Below are 15,883 nucleotides of genomic sequence, written 5' to 3' on the forward strand. Positions count from 1 at the left end.
AAGCATGCGCTTAACGAGCTGACGATAAGTAAACAAAGGCGACTACTCCCCAATCAGCGCGGATTTTATGCCTATTGGATGCAAAGGTCCATAGCCGTGATCAAAAAAAGGAGCCATTTATGCTCCTTTTTAGCTTAGATTTTTATACGCCTGCCAGTGGTAATAAATACACCAATACAGACCATGCACTGACCCAAGCAACGACGACAGCAGCATCTAACCAATCTCTAATCCACATTATACTTTCCCCTTTCACATCTTCATGCACCTTCATCGGGTTGAAGATGCGTTAAGACTGAAAGTTAAAAAGCAAAGTCTATGCCAGTAAATTTATATCAAACCGAGTTACTGATAATGATGTTGGGGTTGAGTTCCTGCGTGGTTAAGTATTTCAGGTTTTTCCGTCAGCAGTTCAATAAACGCATCGGCCATTGACACATTCGAAACAAAACCTTCTCCCTTCATTTTCAGTATCGTATCATATCCCTCTTTGCCTTTCATGGTATAGGCCGAAGAGGTTCCACAATAATAACGATTAAGATCAATTGGTTGCCAACCTTTTTGCTCATCAAATAACAACACATTTGTGATGCGTTGTCCTACAGGCCGATCGGCGGCATAAGTAAACGAGAGATTGTGGGTGTAAGGATAACTGCCAGAACCTGTGCCGTCGACCCCATTGCCCAGCGCATTATTAATCGCCCCTTCAAGCATCTCAATTAAGGTTTCTCCCTGCACTCGGTAGACACCAATAGGAACGGCAAAAGGCAATAAATTTCCGGCAATGTCTGCCACCGAAACTTGTCCGGCGTTGAGCGAGTTTCTGACTCCACCAGCGTTATGTATTGCAAACTGCACGGGGTGCCCTCTTTGCCGCATGGCATAGACAAATGATTGAGCCACCAAAGGAGCCAACTCACTCGGCCCAATTTCATCAGGAATTCTGACGTGTCTTAAGAAACGATCAGCATGTGCGATAATATTTTGTTGCAGCTGACGTACTCGCGGCATGTATTTATCGATCAATATTCCTTGGACCTGCGGATCTTTCTTACACACCACCACATTAGGGTGTTGGCTTAAAAATTCGCACGCCGCTAAATGGGTGTTATCGGTGCCCGCTTCGCTCATGCTGGCATCAAGAAACAGTCGACGGCCAAGTAACAGTTCATTACGACCCTGAAATTTGTCCACTTTGCCATCGGCTGAAAAGTCGATATAACAATGACCTAAGCTCAAAGAATGATAACCGGATTGGACGACATAAGTGTCGTTAATTCTTAAACCATACTCGTCATCTTTCATCAGCCCTAGTGCACTAAAATCGCCTTGTAATCGGTGGCTATGCCCGCCGACGACAACACTAATGCCTTCCACTTGCTGTGCGAGCTCAATGTCCGCTTCATAACCTAAATGGCTAAGTAGAACAATTTTGTTGATCCCTTTAGCGCGTATTTCAGCAACCGTATTTTTTGCCGTTTGGATAGCGTTAATAAATGGAGTATCTAGATCTGGGTTGGCAATATCAGCCATTTTATCGAGTGACAAGCCGAAAATTGCAATCGTTTCATCACCAGCCTGTTTTTCTATCCAGCGAGCGTATTTACCTTGAGGTTGATAACTTATCACTTGCGGGCTACCGGCTATTGGAAAAGGCTTATTCGATCTTTCATTGGAAAGATCCCAATTGCCAGCTAGCAATGGAAATTGAATACGTTTAACAAAATGGGCAACGGGTTCATTACCCATATCCAGTTCGTGATTGCCTAATGCCATCGCATCAAGATTCAATGCGTTGAGCATGTCCGCATTGGCTTTACCTTTAAATAGCGAGAAATAGAGCGTGCCTTGGAAACAATCCCCAGCGTGTAAAAATACAAAGGCTCGCTTCATACGCGCCGCATCTTCTTTCAATTGCTGAACTCGTGTTGCAATTCGAGCAAAGCCGCCAGCGCTTACATACGGTGTTAAAGTCTGCTGTTGGATGTGGAGAGTCAATTGCAGCGATGTCGGTTCAAAATATGAGTGAGTGTCATTAATGTGTGCCAGCATAATTGATGCTGGTCTATTCTTTTTATGCATCATTTATCTTTCTCTTCTTTTTCCACTCTATCCTAGCTGAAGAATCATGACAGAATCGTGACTTTTATGAAACGAGTTTGAAAATATAATTACGCTAAGTCAACCTCATCACGCTTTGTAGCCTTTGTTTCATTCGGCTGCCCCAGCATAAACACTTGATATGCGAGCCAGCAGCCTACTTATCTGCATAATTTCCATTATGCTTAAAGAAAAACAGACTCAGCGAGAAGCTAACTTGTTGAGTTATAAAAGGAGTCTGCCTATGCATCTAGAGCGAATTGAAATTTCCGGATTCAGAGGAATCAAACGTTTATCGCTCGCTTTTGATGAACTCACCACATTGATCGGTGAAAATACTTGGGGTAAGTCCTCATTGTTGGATGCATTATCAGTGGTGCTGCCAGCCAACGGCGTACCTTATCAATTTGAAATGCAAGATTTCCACGTCGATTACTCTATCGCTCACCCTCAAACTCAACATTTACAAATCGTCCTAAGCTTTGTTTCTACAGACAAAAATGAATCTCGCTCCGGTCGTTATCGTAAGCTGAGGCCGATTTGGGTTGAAGATGAAACCGGTACGAAACGGATATTCTATCGTATCAGCGCTACTCGTGAGCAATATGATATTACCACTCGCTACCTGTTTTTAGACCTCGAAGGCAACCCACTACCGCTGCATCATTCTGAGAAATTGGCGCAAGAGCTGATGAGCTTACACCCAGTGATCCGTTTGAAAGATTCACGGCGTTTCGAGCGACCTTTCATCAATGGTAATGGTAAAAATTCTCGCGCCGAAAAACGTATTGATAATACCTGTCGTCGTTTACTGGCCATTCCTGGGCATGTCAACAAAGGCGAGATGAGAAGTAGCCTTAACTCAATGAATGTATTAGTTGATCACTATTTTTCATTCAAAAGTCAGACACGTAAAAACCCAAGACAGCAACGTGACAGCTTAGTCTATTCCAGCCCAACCGCCGATAAAAACATAAGCCAATTTGTTGAAGAGACTAAAAATAAGCAAACTCGTTTGCTGTTGATGGGCTTACTCAATGCTTATCTACAAGCCAAAGGCCCGACTGACCTACGACGTTGCGCTAGGCCGCTGCTGATTATCGAAGATCCCGAAGGTCGATTGCACCCTACTCATCTGGCGCGCGCTTGGAGTTTACTTCAACTATTACCCATGCAAAAAATTCTCACAACGAACAGTGGTGATCTGCTTGGCTCTGTTCCCCTTCATTCGATTCGGCGTTTGGTGCGTACTTCTGACCGTACCATTGCAAATTCGATGGTCTCCCGTGGATTGAGTAAGGACGAACTACGACGTATCGGTTTTCATATCCGTTTTCATCGCTCAGGAGTGCTTTTTGCTCGCTGCTGGTTGTTGGTTGAAGGAGAAACTGAGGTGTGGCTGTTTAGTGAGCTGGCTCGCCAGTGTGGCTATAATCTAGCCGCCGAAGGAGTACAAATTGTCGAATTTGCTCAGTCTGGTCTGAAGTCCTTAATTAAAGTGGCGAAAGCGTTTGGCATTGATTGGCATGTCGTGACTGATGGCGATCCCGCTGGCAAAAAATATTCGTCAACGGTACGCGGTATGCTAACAGGTGATCAAGAACGGCATCGCCTGACCGAACTTCCCGATCGAGATATCGAACATTTTCTGTACTCTCATGGCTTTGAACACTTCTTCAAAGATTTGATTAAAATACCTTACGATCATCCAATCCCTGCGAAAAAAGTGGTCACACGTGTGCTGAAAAAACACGCGAAACCTGATTTGGCGCTTGCCATCGTTTCCCATTGTGAACAACAAGGTGTGGACTTTATTCCTGTACTGCTGCGCTGGACACTAAAACGCGTGATTACGATGGCCAATGGCCACACGTAAAAAAAGGCACACATGATTGTGTGCCTCGTATCATTTCCATTTCGCTATATGTGACTAATCTTATATTGAATGGGTATATCAACAATTTTGATGAATCGATACGGATCAATTGAGGGTAACCTTTACCAATGCAGATTTCACCAGCATTAGTCTTAAACATAAATTAACAAGTTGAGGATTTAGAACGCGTTTCAACAGTTGCGCTGTCGCTCAGCGTTGGCTGGTTAGATCGTTGATGCAACCACATACCACTTGTTTTCATCGCAAAGCCAAAAATGCCACCGAATAGAAGTGATGGAATAACCAGTTGCCAATCACCACCCGCAGCAAAAGTGGCACAAGCGCCAATAAAGGTTCCAGGGATATAACCAAGCCACGCTTTCGACGCTTGAATGCACATTAAAAATGCCACTACCGCAGTGACAACGTAACCCAAAATATCCAAGCTCACCAAACTGGATGAATGAATAATGACCATTGCCCAAAAAACGCCACTGATATTAGTTATCAAACTTTCTGCAAGACCTTTAATACCCTCGGTTGGAGAGGCAAAATAACTCGTACATCCTAAAAAGCCAGCCCATGATAGTAAGCCTAACGAAACGGCTATCCAGCCCCAAACACCAGAAAGAATGCCTGTCGTTAGTGAAATTGCAAATAGTGTGCTCATAGCGCCCTCATTTAGCCGCTATCTGCCTGTCATTTAACAAGCCGTTGCTATAGCGACATCAATAAATCAAGTGCCGATATTAAAAGCTTCAACCACGGATGACTAGTGACCTAAGTCATGAAATAAATGCAATGATTTCACTTATTTCATTGAAATGTTGACGCAAACGATAAATCAACACATTTGAAGTGCTTTTTAATCGAGCATGAGCGTTAGATTAGGTAATGAGGGTGTGACATGATGATAAATGCGAACACTCAATAGCTTCACTTATCACACCCCATATTGAGAAGTAACAAAGTAAATCATAACCAAGATTAACAAGCTTAAAGTACGCTTGGTCGTCCTTTCATCATGCGCAGTCCTTCACGCTTAATGCACTCAACCAACGGGTTTTCAGCCATATCTGCTCGCCAAATAAACGACAACGTTCTTTCCATATTCAGATCAGGCACATTGAGCGCTACCAGTTGGCCATTCTCAATAAAGCGTTCTACATCGAGGTAAGGTAAACAAGTTAAGTACGGACCATTCGCAACCATACTGCGTAGCACAGGAACATGTTCGTACTCTCGCCACACATCTAAATCGGAAATAAGATGGTGAATCGAGCTATCAAAAATATTGCGAGTACCAGAACCGTGTTCTCTTAACACCCATTTGGCTTGTTCAAGCTGTGCAAGACTCACCGTTTTACATTTGGCAAAAGGATGATGAGCCGAAGCTATCACTGTTAGGTGATCTCGACACCACACTTCTTGGGAAATACGGTTATCATCGCATCGACCTTCAATGATACCAAGGTCATATTTGTAGTCGAGGATGCCATCGATCACCCCTTTGGTGCTTTTCACACCAAGCTCAATACGCATCTCTGGGAAATCGTTATCAAGAATGCTGATAAGGTCTGGAACGAGGTGCTCGGCAGGGGTCTGGCTGGCTCCCATACTGATTTCACCGCTAAGCAAGTGCTGATCATAAAAGCCCATTTCGATCTGCTGAGCATCTTGTAATAAACGCTTCGCTTTCGGCCTAAGCCACATTCCCCAATGAGTTAATGCCATCTGCTTTCCTTGTCTTTCGAACAAAGGGCGACCTAACATTTTTTCCAATTGTGCTAGCGACATACTGGTCGCGGATTGAGTTAACGCTAATTTATCCGCAGCTTGACTGACGCTGCCACTATCGGCAACAGCATCGAAAACTGCTAATTGTTTGAGTGAATACCGCACTGCTTTTCCTATTTAGCTTTCATCTACTGCGCGCCACACCTTTAATTTCAAGGGAGTTAATATGCGCAAACGGTTTCATTCTACTCTTTCATTTATTCATATCAATTCATTTGATGAGTAATCTAAAAATTATCAATTTTACTACTTCATGACTCGTTCGTTAGTCTGTATGGGAAGCAAGGCATGACGCTTTGTTTGAACTTGGGAGGTAATTATGAAATTGAGCTTTGGGAGCGTGTATGTCAGCAGCCTACTCTGAAAATAAACAGCTGTTCTCACCGATTGAGATGATGGCAGAAGCCGAGAAATTCGCATTAAGCAAAGCCAAGAAAAGCAGCGGTATGACACTGAGCCTTGCCATTATGGCGGGTGCTTTTATCGGCTTAGCATTTTTGTTCTACATCACTGTCACCACAGGCAGTGCTAACGCAGGTTGGGGGCTCAGTCGGTTAGCGGGTGGTTTAGCCTTTAGCATGGGGCTGATTTTAATCGTGATTTGTGGCGGTGAACTGTTCACCAGTTCCGTATTGTCGAGCATTTCTTGGGCCAATAAACAAATCAGCTTTAGCAAAATGTTATCCATTTGGGGCAAGGTTTATATCGGTAACTTCATTGGTGCCATGTTCTTACTGCTTTTGGTTACTGGGGCGGGTCTCTATCAGTTGGATGATGGTCAATGGGGATTGAATGCGCTGAACATCGCACAGCACAAACTACACCATACACCTGTTCAAGCATTTTCTCTTGGGGTGCTATGTAACTTACTGGTTTGTCTTGCTATTTGGTTAACGTTTAGCTCAGCCAATGCAATGACCAAAGCCGCAATGACAATTTTGCCTGTGGCGATGTTCGTCTCTAGTGGCTTCGAGCACTGCGTAGCCAACATGTTTATGGTCCCTTTAGGCATTGTGATTCAAAACTTTGCACCAGAGAGCTTCTGGCAGCAGATCGGTATCAGTGCCACTCATTACGCAGATTTGAACATTCATCAATTTGTGGTGGCAAACCTTATCCCAGTGACTTTAGGCAATATTGTCGGCGGTGCTGTGTTGGTTGGTCTCGCCAACTGGTCTATTTTCCGCCGTCCACAACTTAAAGCCGCAAACATTAGCACTATTACGGAAACAGCAACAATTACGTCAGTGAAGGAAACGAAAATGAATAAAACAATTACAGTTAAAGACATTATGAACACCCAACCTGTAACTCTAGGCGTGGAAATGCCAACCGCAGTAGCGATTGATATGTTGCTGGATAACCAGCTCGATAGTGCTCCTGTGGTTGATGTGGCTGGTCGTTTGGTCGGATTTTTCTCAGCTCACGATGTCATGGTGGATTTATGGTGCCAAGACTACCTCCCTACCGAAGGGCAAAAAGTGGTGGATCTTATGAGCCGCGATGTTATCGCCATCGATGCATCTGACCGTCTGATTGATATCGCCGAATTTTTATGTATCGATAAAGAACAATTATACCCTACCACTAGCATGGGTATTGCTACTCGTTTTAGCTCACTCTCTTTAGAAGAGCGCGCAAAAAGCATGAAAGTGAACAAACCACAAAATCTCCCCGTCCTTGAAGATGGCAAGTTTGTCGGTATGCTAACTCGTAACCATGTACTGGCAGCACTACGTCCAATTTATGGCGAGCGTCTAAGCGTGGTCAAAGAGCGTACGTTAGAAACGGCTTAACACGTTGTTTTGTTCAAAACGGTTTTTGGTCAGGAAATAAGTCGCTTGGCTAAAAAGCAAAGACCCCGCATTGCGGGGTCTCTTTGATTCATCTATTTCGCTTGTTACTATCCCTGACGCCACCAGCGTCCGACGCATGGGTTTTCAGGATCAAGATATCGATTCAATAACGTTAAGTTGCTGTCGAACAAAATGAGATAAGGTTGAATCTCACTGACACTTAACGCCCCCTTTGTGGCATTGATACACTGCATCAATAAATCCGTAAGACAGCGAACAAAAACCCACTTTGGGTTGTCTGCGATTTTATGGTTGATCGCTAAAATAGCCTCATATGCGATTTGGTAGGGAATGGCTCTCACTTGCGTGAGATCGCGCAAAAATGAGCCAGCAACAACACCTTCAAGGTAGACACGGTAAGTCGTTAGTTGATCGACCAATAGAAACAGTTCCGCGGCTAAATGCGTATAAGGGTATTTCACCGCGAGGTGATCGTGCAGATCCGGTGAAATAGCCAGCGTGATCCCCATCATTTCACAGCGTTGTTTAAGCACTCGCAGTAACCCTTGCTCATCCATTAGTTGCTGAATTTCAAAAATACGCTGCAAGTGATAGTCGTTAGAAATGAAAGTGACAGGTAATATTTTTTGCGTATCAATACCACCGTTTTTTTGCAGCTCTAACGCGACGTTTTCGATATTTTCTACCGTGCTGGTTGAGTACTCTTCCAGCAAAATGCGGTTATTCGAAAGTGACACATTGAGCCGAGTAAGTTCCGATTGAAGATAATGATACATAGCCTTCGCTTCAGAAATCTGTTGCCCTAGCGTGAGCCCACCACATAAAGCAATGACACTATGATCGATGTCATGACGTTGTAACGCCTTAACAAGGCCATCAACACGGCTACGCCCTTCTAATGTTAATTGCTGATCAACAAGTCGTTTACCTAATACGATATAAAGATGCTCGGCTACCATCGTTATTTTTCTCTCTCCATTCCAGCCACCATAAAACTTGTGTCATAGCAATCGACATCAAGAAAGCAGCAGTATTAAAACGTATGGTTTGATAACACGTAAATACTCCTACATGTGCATAGTGCTTGAGTCAAAAAATAAAATAAACAATCGCTTTTTAAACATTACTCAAACGATAGCCACGCATTAGAAATGCTCGTGCATAAAGTAAGGTTTCTGCGATAATTGTTTCAATTTATTTATAACTACCGATGATAAAATCCACAGGAATAAACTCTAAAAATCCACTACATGGAGAGATTAATATGTGGAATAAACTCAATAAATCAATGATGTTCTGCCAAATGATGTTTGGCTTATCATTTTACGGGGTAATGGTTATCCTAACCCGTTTTTTTCTAGAAGATTTGGATTATAACGAAGCCGATACCATGATGGTGGTAGGAGCATTTTCATCCATTGGCCCCCTTTTTGCGATCGCTGGTGGTTTTATTGCCGATAAGTTCCTTGGCGCTTATCGTTCATTAACCATTGCCTACGGCGCTTTTGCTCTTGGCTACACACTACTGGTGCTGGGTGCCTCAACAACCAACGTCGCGATGGCATTAGCAGGCATCGCTTTAGCGAGCTACGCACGCGGATTAATGTCTCCTTCTTACCCCAGTTTATATAAACGCACTTTTAGCTCTCAAGAACATTTTGAAAACTGTTACCCTGTCAATTATTCGGTAAACAATGTGGGAGCACTACTTGGTCAATATTTATTCCCGATGTTTGTTTTAGTGATCGGCTTTCACGGTAGCTTTATGCTCTCAGCCATTTTGGCAGCGTTCGCCTTTGCCACTTTAATTGTGTTTAATAAATCATTAGTGAATGCTGCAGCTGAGATTGATCAAACTCCCGTAAGCGTGAAAAACTGGATCGCCTTTTGTGCAGTATCGTGCGCGATGGTTGGGCTAGTTTTCTTCATGTTTTCTAATATGGACATCGGTCAAAACATCGTTTATGCCATTGGTGCAGCTGCCATTTTTTACTTCATCTTTTTGATGTTTAAAGCGAATCGATCCGATACCTTGAAAATGGGCACTATTCTTATCATGACGGTGCTCACCACCTGTTTCTTTGTCTATTACGGGCAAATGATGACCTCCATGACCATGGTAACCATTAATACGATGCGTGGTGACTTATTTGGATTAATCCCAATCGCTCCTGAAGCATCAATGGCGATGAACCCACTGTGGTGCATTGTTGCTGGGCCTGTCATTGCTATGACTTTCTCTTCACTGGAAAAGCGAGGCATTAATTTTTCAACAGCCACTAAAATTGGCTTTGCATTCATCTTTACCGCCATTGCATTTGGCATTTTAACCATGGCAGTCATGAATATTGGTGCTGATGTTATCATCAGACCAGAAGTCTTTTTGATGATCCACTTCTTCCAAGCTTTTGCGGAAGTCATTGTTGGTAGTTTAGTAGTGGCCTTCATTTTGTCAGTGGCTCCCAAGCACATCGAAAACTTTTCGGTTAGCCTCTTTTCAGTCGCCATCGCCTTAAGCGGCATTGTGGGTGCGGTGTTCTCAACCTCCATCGCATTAGAAAAAGGTCAAGTGATCAGTCAGCATATCGTCCAAAGCGTTTATGGCGACTACTTTAAAATGCTCACGATCTTAGCCGTAGTGATGGTAGCAGTGGCCATCGTCGCTTCATTGGTTGTTCGAAAAATGCTTGAAGCATCAAAAATGAACGAACGGGATGAACTTGCAGAAGTTGCACCTAACGAAGTTTAAACATCAGCAAAATGTGAGCATTATTAAGCCTCATACCATTATGCGTATGGGGCTTTTTATCTGCAAAGTTACATATTCCCATCTCTTCAAAGTAAAATAACGTAAATGATAGTTATTATCATTGAATCAATTGAGCACTCAGTTTAAGGTTATACCTACAAAAGACAAAACGGTAATCTAGAGAATAATGAAAAAAGAAACAGAACCTAAACGCTCTTTCTATCCACTCACGGTTGCGGATAGCCAGCAAATTTCGCCTTCCCTGCAACGCATTACGTTACAGGGTGACTCAATTGGGCATTTTACACTTGAAAACGAAGGCGATTATATCAAGCTGTTGTTTAGTGAAGATGGTGGCACTGATTTGTCACGGTTAACCCCTGATCAGCGCCCAATAATGCGCACTTATACCATTCGAAGCTTTGATACGACCAACAATCGCATTGAAATCGATTTTGTACGGCATGAGGCGGAAGATAAGCAGTGTGGATTTGCAGTCAGATGGGCGATGCATACGGCCATTGGCGATACGATTTCAATCGCTGGCCCAGGTAAAGCTCAAGGGTTGAATCCCAATGGGAAATGGTTTTTCTTAGCCGCTGACATGACCGCGATCCCTGCCCTTGCAGCTCAATTAAAACGCTTACCGCGTGATGCAAAAGGTTATGCAGTAATTGAAATTGAGCATGTGGATGACAAACAGGCACTACAGGCTCCGGAGAACATAGAGATCTCTTGGGTAGTGAAAGACAGCAGCACCAATTTGGCGACTTCGGTTATCGAGAAAAATTGGCTGGGTGAGAATGGCTCGGTATGGTGTGCGTGTGAATTTGATACTATGCGCGCGCTAAGAGAGTATTTTCGCAATGAAAAAGAGATAGCGAAAGACTATATTTATATCAGCAGCTACTGGAAACGTGGCGTCAGTGAAGATGGGCATAAACAGCTCAAACAAACGGATGCACAAACTCAGTCATAAACAGCAATAACACAGTAAAAAGGTGACTTAATAGAGGTCGCCTTTTTCATTGAATGCGCTCAATTTTCAACGAACATAGCTTTAACAAACCTAGCTTTAACGGACATAGCCTCAGCGGGCCACAGTGAGCTTGGCTAACGATTCAATACAAATCGCGTCATGTCGCCAGTATTCGATGCCACAATCGATCAGTTCACCCTGTTGATTATAATTAATGCGCTCAACGACCATCGCCGGAGTGCCTGATGTAGCGCGTAGCGCTTGCGCCATATGACCAAGCAAAGAGCTAGTGGTAATTCGATAACGGACTGTTTGATACTCCACGGCAAAATGGTCGCGATAAATATCCGTCAGTGATTGAGACAAATCGAAAGTCAGCAAGTTGGGAAACCATTCAGAGCGCACGTAATTCGTCACATAGACCACGGGGCGATCTTCTAAATAACGCACACGATCAATTTGGTAAACATCCGAAAATGGCTTTAATCCCAATAAGAGCGATGCTTGTTTATTAGCTAATAGCGCTTTTGCCATCATCAGTTCCGTTTTTGGTACTCGTTTTTGTGCTAAAGCCATGTTGGTAAAATTCAGAGTTTGGGTTGGGTCGTAACGTATCGGCTCGGGAGAAATAAACCAACCTCGCCGATCTTCTCGGTAGATCTTGCCATCCGCTTCCAACAGAGACAAAGCCTCACGCAGGGTAACGCGTGTGGTATTAAACGACTCTGCAAGTTTTCGTTCAGAAGGTAATTTTTGACGAGGGGCAAGCATGCCAGCATCGATTTGTTCAACAATCACATCTTTAATTTTTACGTACTGCACAACATCCACTCCCAGCCTAAATACGTGCATGCCAAATTCATAACAAACTGATACCGTATTATTTGCATTCTATGTCGAACAAGATTAATGTCATAGCCTGAATCGCAATAACATTGACGTTAATTTTTATACCGCCTAGCTTTTGGGCGGTATTTCTTTTTGGAGTATTAAAAATGTCAAACTTAGCACCTGTCTTAGTTTCAAGCCTTGATATGGACAGAATATCCGCATTACTGGATGGCATGCCTAAACTAACGCCAGAGTTAGAAAAGCTCGAGGCTGAGTTGGATAGAGCCACCATTGTCGCCCCACAAGAGATGCCAAATAATGTGGTGAGCATGAATTCGACCGTACGCTTCAAGTTTATCGACAGTGATGAAGTGATCGAAAAAAATCTTGTGTATCCGCATGAAGTGAAAAGCAGTCAAGATATCTCTGTTTTTGCCCCAGTAGGCAGTGCATTGTTGGGCCTAGCTGTTGGTCAACAGCTCAGTTGGCCAATGCCAGGTGGTAGAGAAAGAGTGATTGAGATTCTTGATGTAGTTTATCAACCTGAGCGTGACGGTGAATTCAACCGCTAACGAATCGATTTGTTGGTGTGGAGGTCGATATCATCACTCCACACCCCAAGCCACATCATTGTAAATAATTATGCGACCAAAATATCTTTAAGTTCGTGCAATGAACGCACATGGTAGTGTGGCTCGATACCCTCAACAGCACTTGCGCCAGTAGAGTTTAGCCAACAGGTCTCAATACCAAAATTCAAGCCACCTAGAATATCGGAATGCGGGTTATCCCCTACCATCAATACACGATTTTTAGCAGGGTTGCCCATTTTGTCTAACGCGTAGGCAAAAATCCCGTGATCGGGTTTCGCTACACCAACCTCTTCTGAAATAATCACGTGGTCAAAGTATTCACTCATCCCCGTTCTTTGCAAACGAATCGCTTGAAGTTCGGTAAAACCATTAGTAATGATGCCAAGTTTCGCTCGACCTGTAAGGGCATCCAATAACTCTTTTGCTCCTGGTAGTGGAGTGCAGATATCAGCCATGGCTTCAAGAAATGCGCTGTTTAATTCCGTGGTTGTCGTCGCGAGCTTTTCTGCCCACTCTGCAAAACGAGTATGCTTCAACTGCGCCGCCGTGATATCACCATTTTGGTAATCGACCCACAGTGGCTTGTTAACTTCTTGGTACTGCGCAAAATCTTGCTCAGTAAACAACACACCTTTGCGCTCAAACATCAGCTGCATACCTTTGAAAGCATCAAAATGAAACAAGGTCTCGTCAGCGTCAAATAAAATCCAGTCGTACTTCATGATCTCTCCTCATAATGTTCGGGCTAGTTTAGATTGTTTTTAGTTAAATGATAATCTCTATCAGAAGAAACTTTTAAAATTCAATGTGATAACGAATCTAATCGTCCCTGTAATAAAAAAGGCTCGAATGAGCCTTTTCTTATGCTTAATATTGCAAATTATGATGCTTTTTCAGCTTCGTTAACCATAGAAAGCGCCAATGCTTCAGCCGCTTTAATACCATCAATGCCTGCTGATAAAATCCCGCCCGCATAACCTGCACCTTCACCTGCCGGATAAAAGCCTTTCAGGTTGATGCTTTGGAAATCTTTACCCCGTTTAATGCAAATAGGTGATGACGTGCGAGTTTCTACTCCAGTTAACAAACCATCATCAGAGGCAAATCCTTTGATCTGCTTATCAAACGCTGGGATCGCTTCACGAATGGCTTCAATAGCAAAATCAGGCAACGCTTTTGAAATATCCGTCAACTTGATGCCGGGTGTAAAAGAGGGTTCGACATCACCTAACGCACTCGGATCACGACCTTGTAAAAAGTCACCAATTTTTTGTGCTGGCGCATCGTAGTTTTCGCCGCCAAGTTGATAAGCTCGTGATTCAAGTTCACGTTGGAAGCGCACGCCCGCTAGCGGATCACCGGGATAATCACGTTCAGGATCAATACCCACTACAATCGCACTGTTAGCATTACGTTCTGCGCGAGAATATTGGCTCATGCCATTGGTCACAACGCGCCCCTCTTCAGAAGTAGCCGCCACTACCGTGCCACCGGGGCACATGCAGAAGCTATAAACAGTGCGGCCATTCTTACAGTGGTGAACCAATTTGTAGTCCGCCGCGCCAAGAATGGGGTTACCCGCATTCGCACCAAAACGCGCTTCATCAATCATTGATTGTTTATGTTCAATACGGAACCCTACTGAAAAGGGTTTGGCTTCCATATAAACGCCACGTTCATGCAGCATTTCAAAGGTATCACGTGCGCTATGACCGACCGCAAGGACAACATGACGCGTTTTAATTTCTTCACCATTTGACAGCGTAAGCCCGGTAATTTGCCCTTCTTCGATGTGAATGTCATCAACACGAGTACTAAAACGAATTTCACCGCCTAATTCGATAATTTTGGCACGCATTTTTTCAATCATGGTCACCAATTTGAACGTACCAATGTGCGGTTTGCTCACGTACATGATTTCGGCAGGTGCGCCCGCAGCGACAAATTCTGTAGTGACCTTACGACCATAGAAGTTAGGATCTTTAACTTGGCTATAGAGTTTTCCATCAGAAAAAGTTCCCGCTCCACCTTCGCCAAACTGCACGTTAGATTCAGTATTCAATGTACGCTTACGCCAAAAACCAAAGGTATCTTTGGTGCGTTCGCGCACTTCTTTACCACGCTCGACAATGATTGGGTTAAACCCCATTTGAGCAAGAATCAGTCCTGCGAATAGACCACAAGGGCCAAAGCCTATCACCACTGGGCGCTCAGTAAGATTCGCTGGCGCTTGAGCAACGAATTTGTACTCCATATCCGGCGTCACTTTCACATGCGGATCGTCAGCAAACTGAGCAAGCAACTCTGTTTCATTCTCCACGCTCACATCTAGCGTGTAAATCAGCATGATTTTCGTTTTCTTACGAGCATCGTAGCCACGTTTAAACATATTGAATGAAAGAACTTGTTCATCAGCAATATCAAGTTTTTCAGTAATAGCAGCAAAAATTGCCCCTTCCTCGTGGTCCAAAGGAAGTTTAATTTCGGTTAAACGTATCATGTCGGTGTCTCGTTTTAGTCGGTGTCTTAGCCAAAGCCGCAAGCGGCCCGCTCACAATGGCGCGCATTTTACGGGAAATAGCGTTATCTGTCATACTAAATCCCGAATTCATCACACGTTACGCTAGATATTCATAGCGTTTGATGTTGAAATTTAACTTGGGATGCGTATTATCCCCATTCTTCATTTTTGACTAACTAAGAGCTGATCATCATGGCGTTTGTCGTAACGGATAATTGCATCCAATGTAAATTTACTGACTGTGTCGCGGTATGCCCTGCTGATGCCTTTCACGAAGGCCCCAATTTTATGGTGATCAACCCCATTGAATGCATTGATTGCGGTTTATGTGTTCCTGAATGTGCAGCTCAAGCTATCTTTCAAGAAGATGAACTCCCAGAAGATCAGAAGATTTACATCGAACTCAATGCTGAGCTTGCCGACATATGGCCGGTGCAAACCGAAGTCAAACCAGCCATGGATGATGCTGAAAAATGGGATGGCGTGCCAAACAAACTGGGGATGTTAGAGAAGTAGTCTTTTCTTCTTATAACTAAGCGTTATAAAAAAAGCGCAAACACGGCATCCGTTATCACGCTTTTTGACGACAATCCAAAGCAACAACTTTTAAGCTTTACTTA

General features: G+C 43.6%; 13 protein-coding genes. 6 read left to right on the forward strand and 7 right to left on the reverse strand.

What is annotated here, in order from left to right; all coding sequences use genetic code 11:
• Positions 1-345 precede the first annotated feature (345 nt).
• The gene (locus N5E84_RS19050) at positions 346-2,085 is read right to left on the reverse strand and encodes a bifunctional metallophosphatase/5'-nucleotidase (protein WP_019281897.1); all 1,740 of its coding nucleotides are present in this window, start codon (positions 2,083-2,085) and stop codon (positions 346-348) included.
• A 259-nt stretch (positions 2,086-2,344) separates the two neighbouring features.
• Between N5E84_RS19050 and N5E84_RS19055 the strand changes: the two genes are divergently transcribed.
• Positions 2,345-3,976 carry an ATP-dependent endonuclease gene (locus N5E84_RS19055; RefSeq protein WP_029388145.1) on the forward strand — a complete coding sequence of 544 codons (1,632 nt, stop codon included), beginning with the start codon at positions 2,345-2,347 and terminating at the stop codon, positions 3,974-3,976.
• 163 nt (positions 3,977-4,139) lie between these two features.
• On the opposite strand, the gene N5E84_RS19060 is transcribed toward N5E84_RS19055, so the two are convergent.
• Positions 4,140-4,646: a DUF1097 domain-containing protein gene (locus N5E84_RS19060; protein WP_019281895.1), complete on the reverse strand. Its 507-nt coding sequence runs from the start codon at positions 4,644-4,646 to the stop codon at positions 4,140-4,142.
• Positions 4,647-4,972: 326 nt separating this feature from the next.
• Positions 4,973-5,878: a LysR substrate-binding domain-containing protein gene (locus N5E84_RS19065; protein ID WP_013867825.1), complete on the reverse strand. Its 906-nt coding sequence runs from the start codon at positions 5,876-5,878 to the stop codon at positions 4,973-4,975.
• A 239-nt stretch (positions 5,879-6,117) separates the two neighbouring features.
• On the opposite strand from N5E84_RS19065, the gene focA reads away from it, so the two are divergent.
• The gene (gene focA / locus N5E84_RS19070) at positions 6,118-7,569 is read left to right on the forward strand and encodes a formate transporter FocA (RefSeq protein ID WP_026028498.1); all 1,452 of its coding nucleotides are present in this window, start codon (positions 6,118-6,120) and stop codon (positions 7,567-7,569) included.
• Between the two features lie 107 nt (positions 7,570-7,676).
• Here focA and N5E84_RS19075 read toward each other — a convergent pair whose 3' ends face one another.
• Positions 7,677-8,549: a YdcF family protein gene (locus N5E84_RS19075; protein WP_019281894.1), complete on the reverse strand. Its 873-nt coding sequence runs from the start codon at positions 8,547-8,549 to the stop codon at positions 7,677-7,679.
• A 305-nt stretch (positions 8,550-8,854) separates the two neighbouring features.
• Between N5E84_RS19075 and N5E84_RS19080 the strand changes: the two genes are divergently transcribed.
• Together N5E84_RS19080 and N5E84_RS19085 are read left to right on the forward strand one after the other, a co-directional pair.
• Positions 8,855-10,339, forward strand: a complete 1,485-nt coding sequence (locus N5E84_RS19080) for a peptide MFS transporter (protein ID WP_069212226.1) — start codon at positions 8,855-8,857, stop codon at positions 10,337-10,339.
• Between the two features lie 187 nt (positions 10,340-10,526).
• Entirely contained in the window at positions 10,527-11,318 is a 792-nt protein-coding gene (locus tag N5E84_RS19085) for a siderophore-interacting protein (protein WP_017045538.1), read from the forward strand.
• A 111-nt stretch (positions 11,319-11,429) separates the two neighbouring features.
• Here the strand turns inward: N5E84_RS19085 and phnR are convergent, their stop codons facing one another.
• Entirely contained in the window at positions 11,430-12,140 is a 711-nt protein-coding gene (gene phnR / locus N5E84_RS19090) for a phosphonate utilization transcriptional regulator PhnR (protein WP_029388144.1), read from the reverse strand.
• Between the two features lie 173 nt (positions 12,141-12,313).
• Here phnR and rnk point away from each other — a divergent pair, with 173 nt between their 5' ends.
• Positions 12,314-12,721 carry a nucleoside diphosphate kinase regulator gene (gene rnk, locus N5E84_RS19095; protein ID WP_026027712.1) on the forward strand — a complete coding sequence of 136 codons (408 nt, stop codon included), beginning with the start codon at positions 12,314-12,316 and terminating at the stop codon, positions 12,719-12,721.
• Between the two features lie 68 nt (positions 12,722-12,789).
• Here the strand turns inward: rnk and yjjG are convergent, their stop codons facing one another.
• Entirely contained in the window at positions 12,790-13,464 is a 675-nt protein-coding gene (yjjG, locus tag N5E84_RS19100; RefSeq protein ID WP_017045536.1) for a pyrimidine 5'-nucleotidase, read from the reverse strand.
• A gap of 158 nt (positions 13,465-13,622) precedes the next feature.
• Positions 13,623-15,242 (reverse strand): NAD(P)/FAD-dependent oxidoreductase, encoded by a 1,620-nt coding sequence (locus N5E84_RS19105; protein ID WP_043004902.1) that lies wholly within the window; start codon positions 15,240-15,242, stop codon positions 13,623-13,625.
• Between the two features lie 213 nt (positions 15,243-15,455).
• Between N5E84_RS19105 and fdxA the strand changes: the two genes are divergently transcribed.
• Entirely contained in the window at positions 15,456-15,779 is a 324-nt protein-coding gene (fdxA, locus tag N5E84_RS19110) for a ferredoxin FdxA (RefSeq protein ID WP_019283144.1), read from the forward strand.
• Positions 15,780-15,883 lie beyond the last annotated feature (104 nt).

This window comes from Vibrio sp. J502, assembly GCF_025397955.1.
In the GTDB taxonomy this organism is placed as follows: Bacteria; Pseudomonadota; Gammaproteobacteria; order Enterobacterales; family Vibrionaceae; genus Vibrio; species Vibrio anguillarum.

Excerpts from the sequence above, each read along its gene's own strand:
- N5E84_RS19050 (WP_019281897.1), bottom strand. The coding sequence starts at position 2,085 with ATGATGCATAAAAAGAATAGACCAGCATCAATTATGCTGGCACACATT.
- N5E84_RS19055 (WP_029388145.1), top strand. The coding sequence starts at position 2,345 with ATGCATCTAGAGCGAATTGAAATTTCCGGATTCAGAGGAATCAAACGT.
- N5E84_RS19060 (WP_019281895.1), bottom strand. The coding sequence starts at position 4,646 with ATGAGCACACTATTTGCAATTTCACTAACGACAGGCATTCTTTCTGGT.
- focA (WP_026028498.1), top strand. The coding sequence starts at position 6,118 with ATGTCAGCAGCCTACTCTGAAAATAAACAGCTGTTCTCACCGATTGAG.
- N5E84_RS19075 (WP_019281894.1), bottom strand. The coding sequence starts at position 8,549 with ATGGTAGCCGAGCATCTTTATATCGTATTAGGTAAACGACTTGTTGAT.
- N5E84_RS19080 (WP_069212226.1), top strand. The coding sequence starts at position 8,855 with ATGTGGAATAAACTCAATAAATCAATGATGTTCTGCCAAATGATGTTT.
- N5E84_RS19085 (WP_017045538.1), top strand. The coding sequence starts at position 10,527 with ATGAAAAAAGAAACAGAACCTAAACGCTCTTTCTATCCACTCACGGTT.
- rnk (WP_026027712.1), top strand. The coding sequence starts at position 12,314 with ATGTCAAACTTAGCACCTGTCTTAGTTTCAAGCCTTGATATGGACAGA.
- yjjG (WP_017045536.1), bottom strand. The coding sequence starts at position 13,464 with ATGAAGTACGACTGGATTTTATTTGACGCTGACGAGACCTTGTTTCAT.
- N5E84_RS19105 (WP_043004902.1), bottom strand. The coding sequence starts at position 15,242 with ATGATACGTTTAACCGAAATTAAACTTCCTTTGGACCACGAGGAAGGG.
- fdxA (WP_019283144.1), top strand. The coding sequence starts at position 15,456 with ATGGCGTTTGTCGTAACGGATAATTGCATCCAATGTAAATTTACTGAC.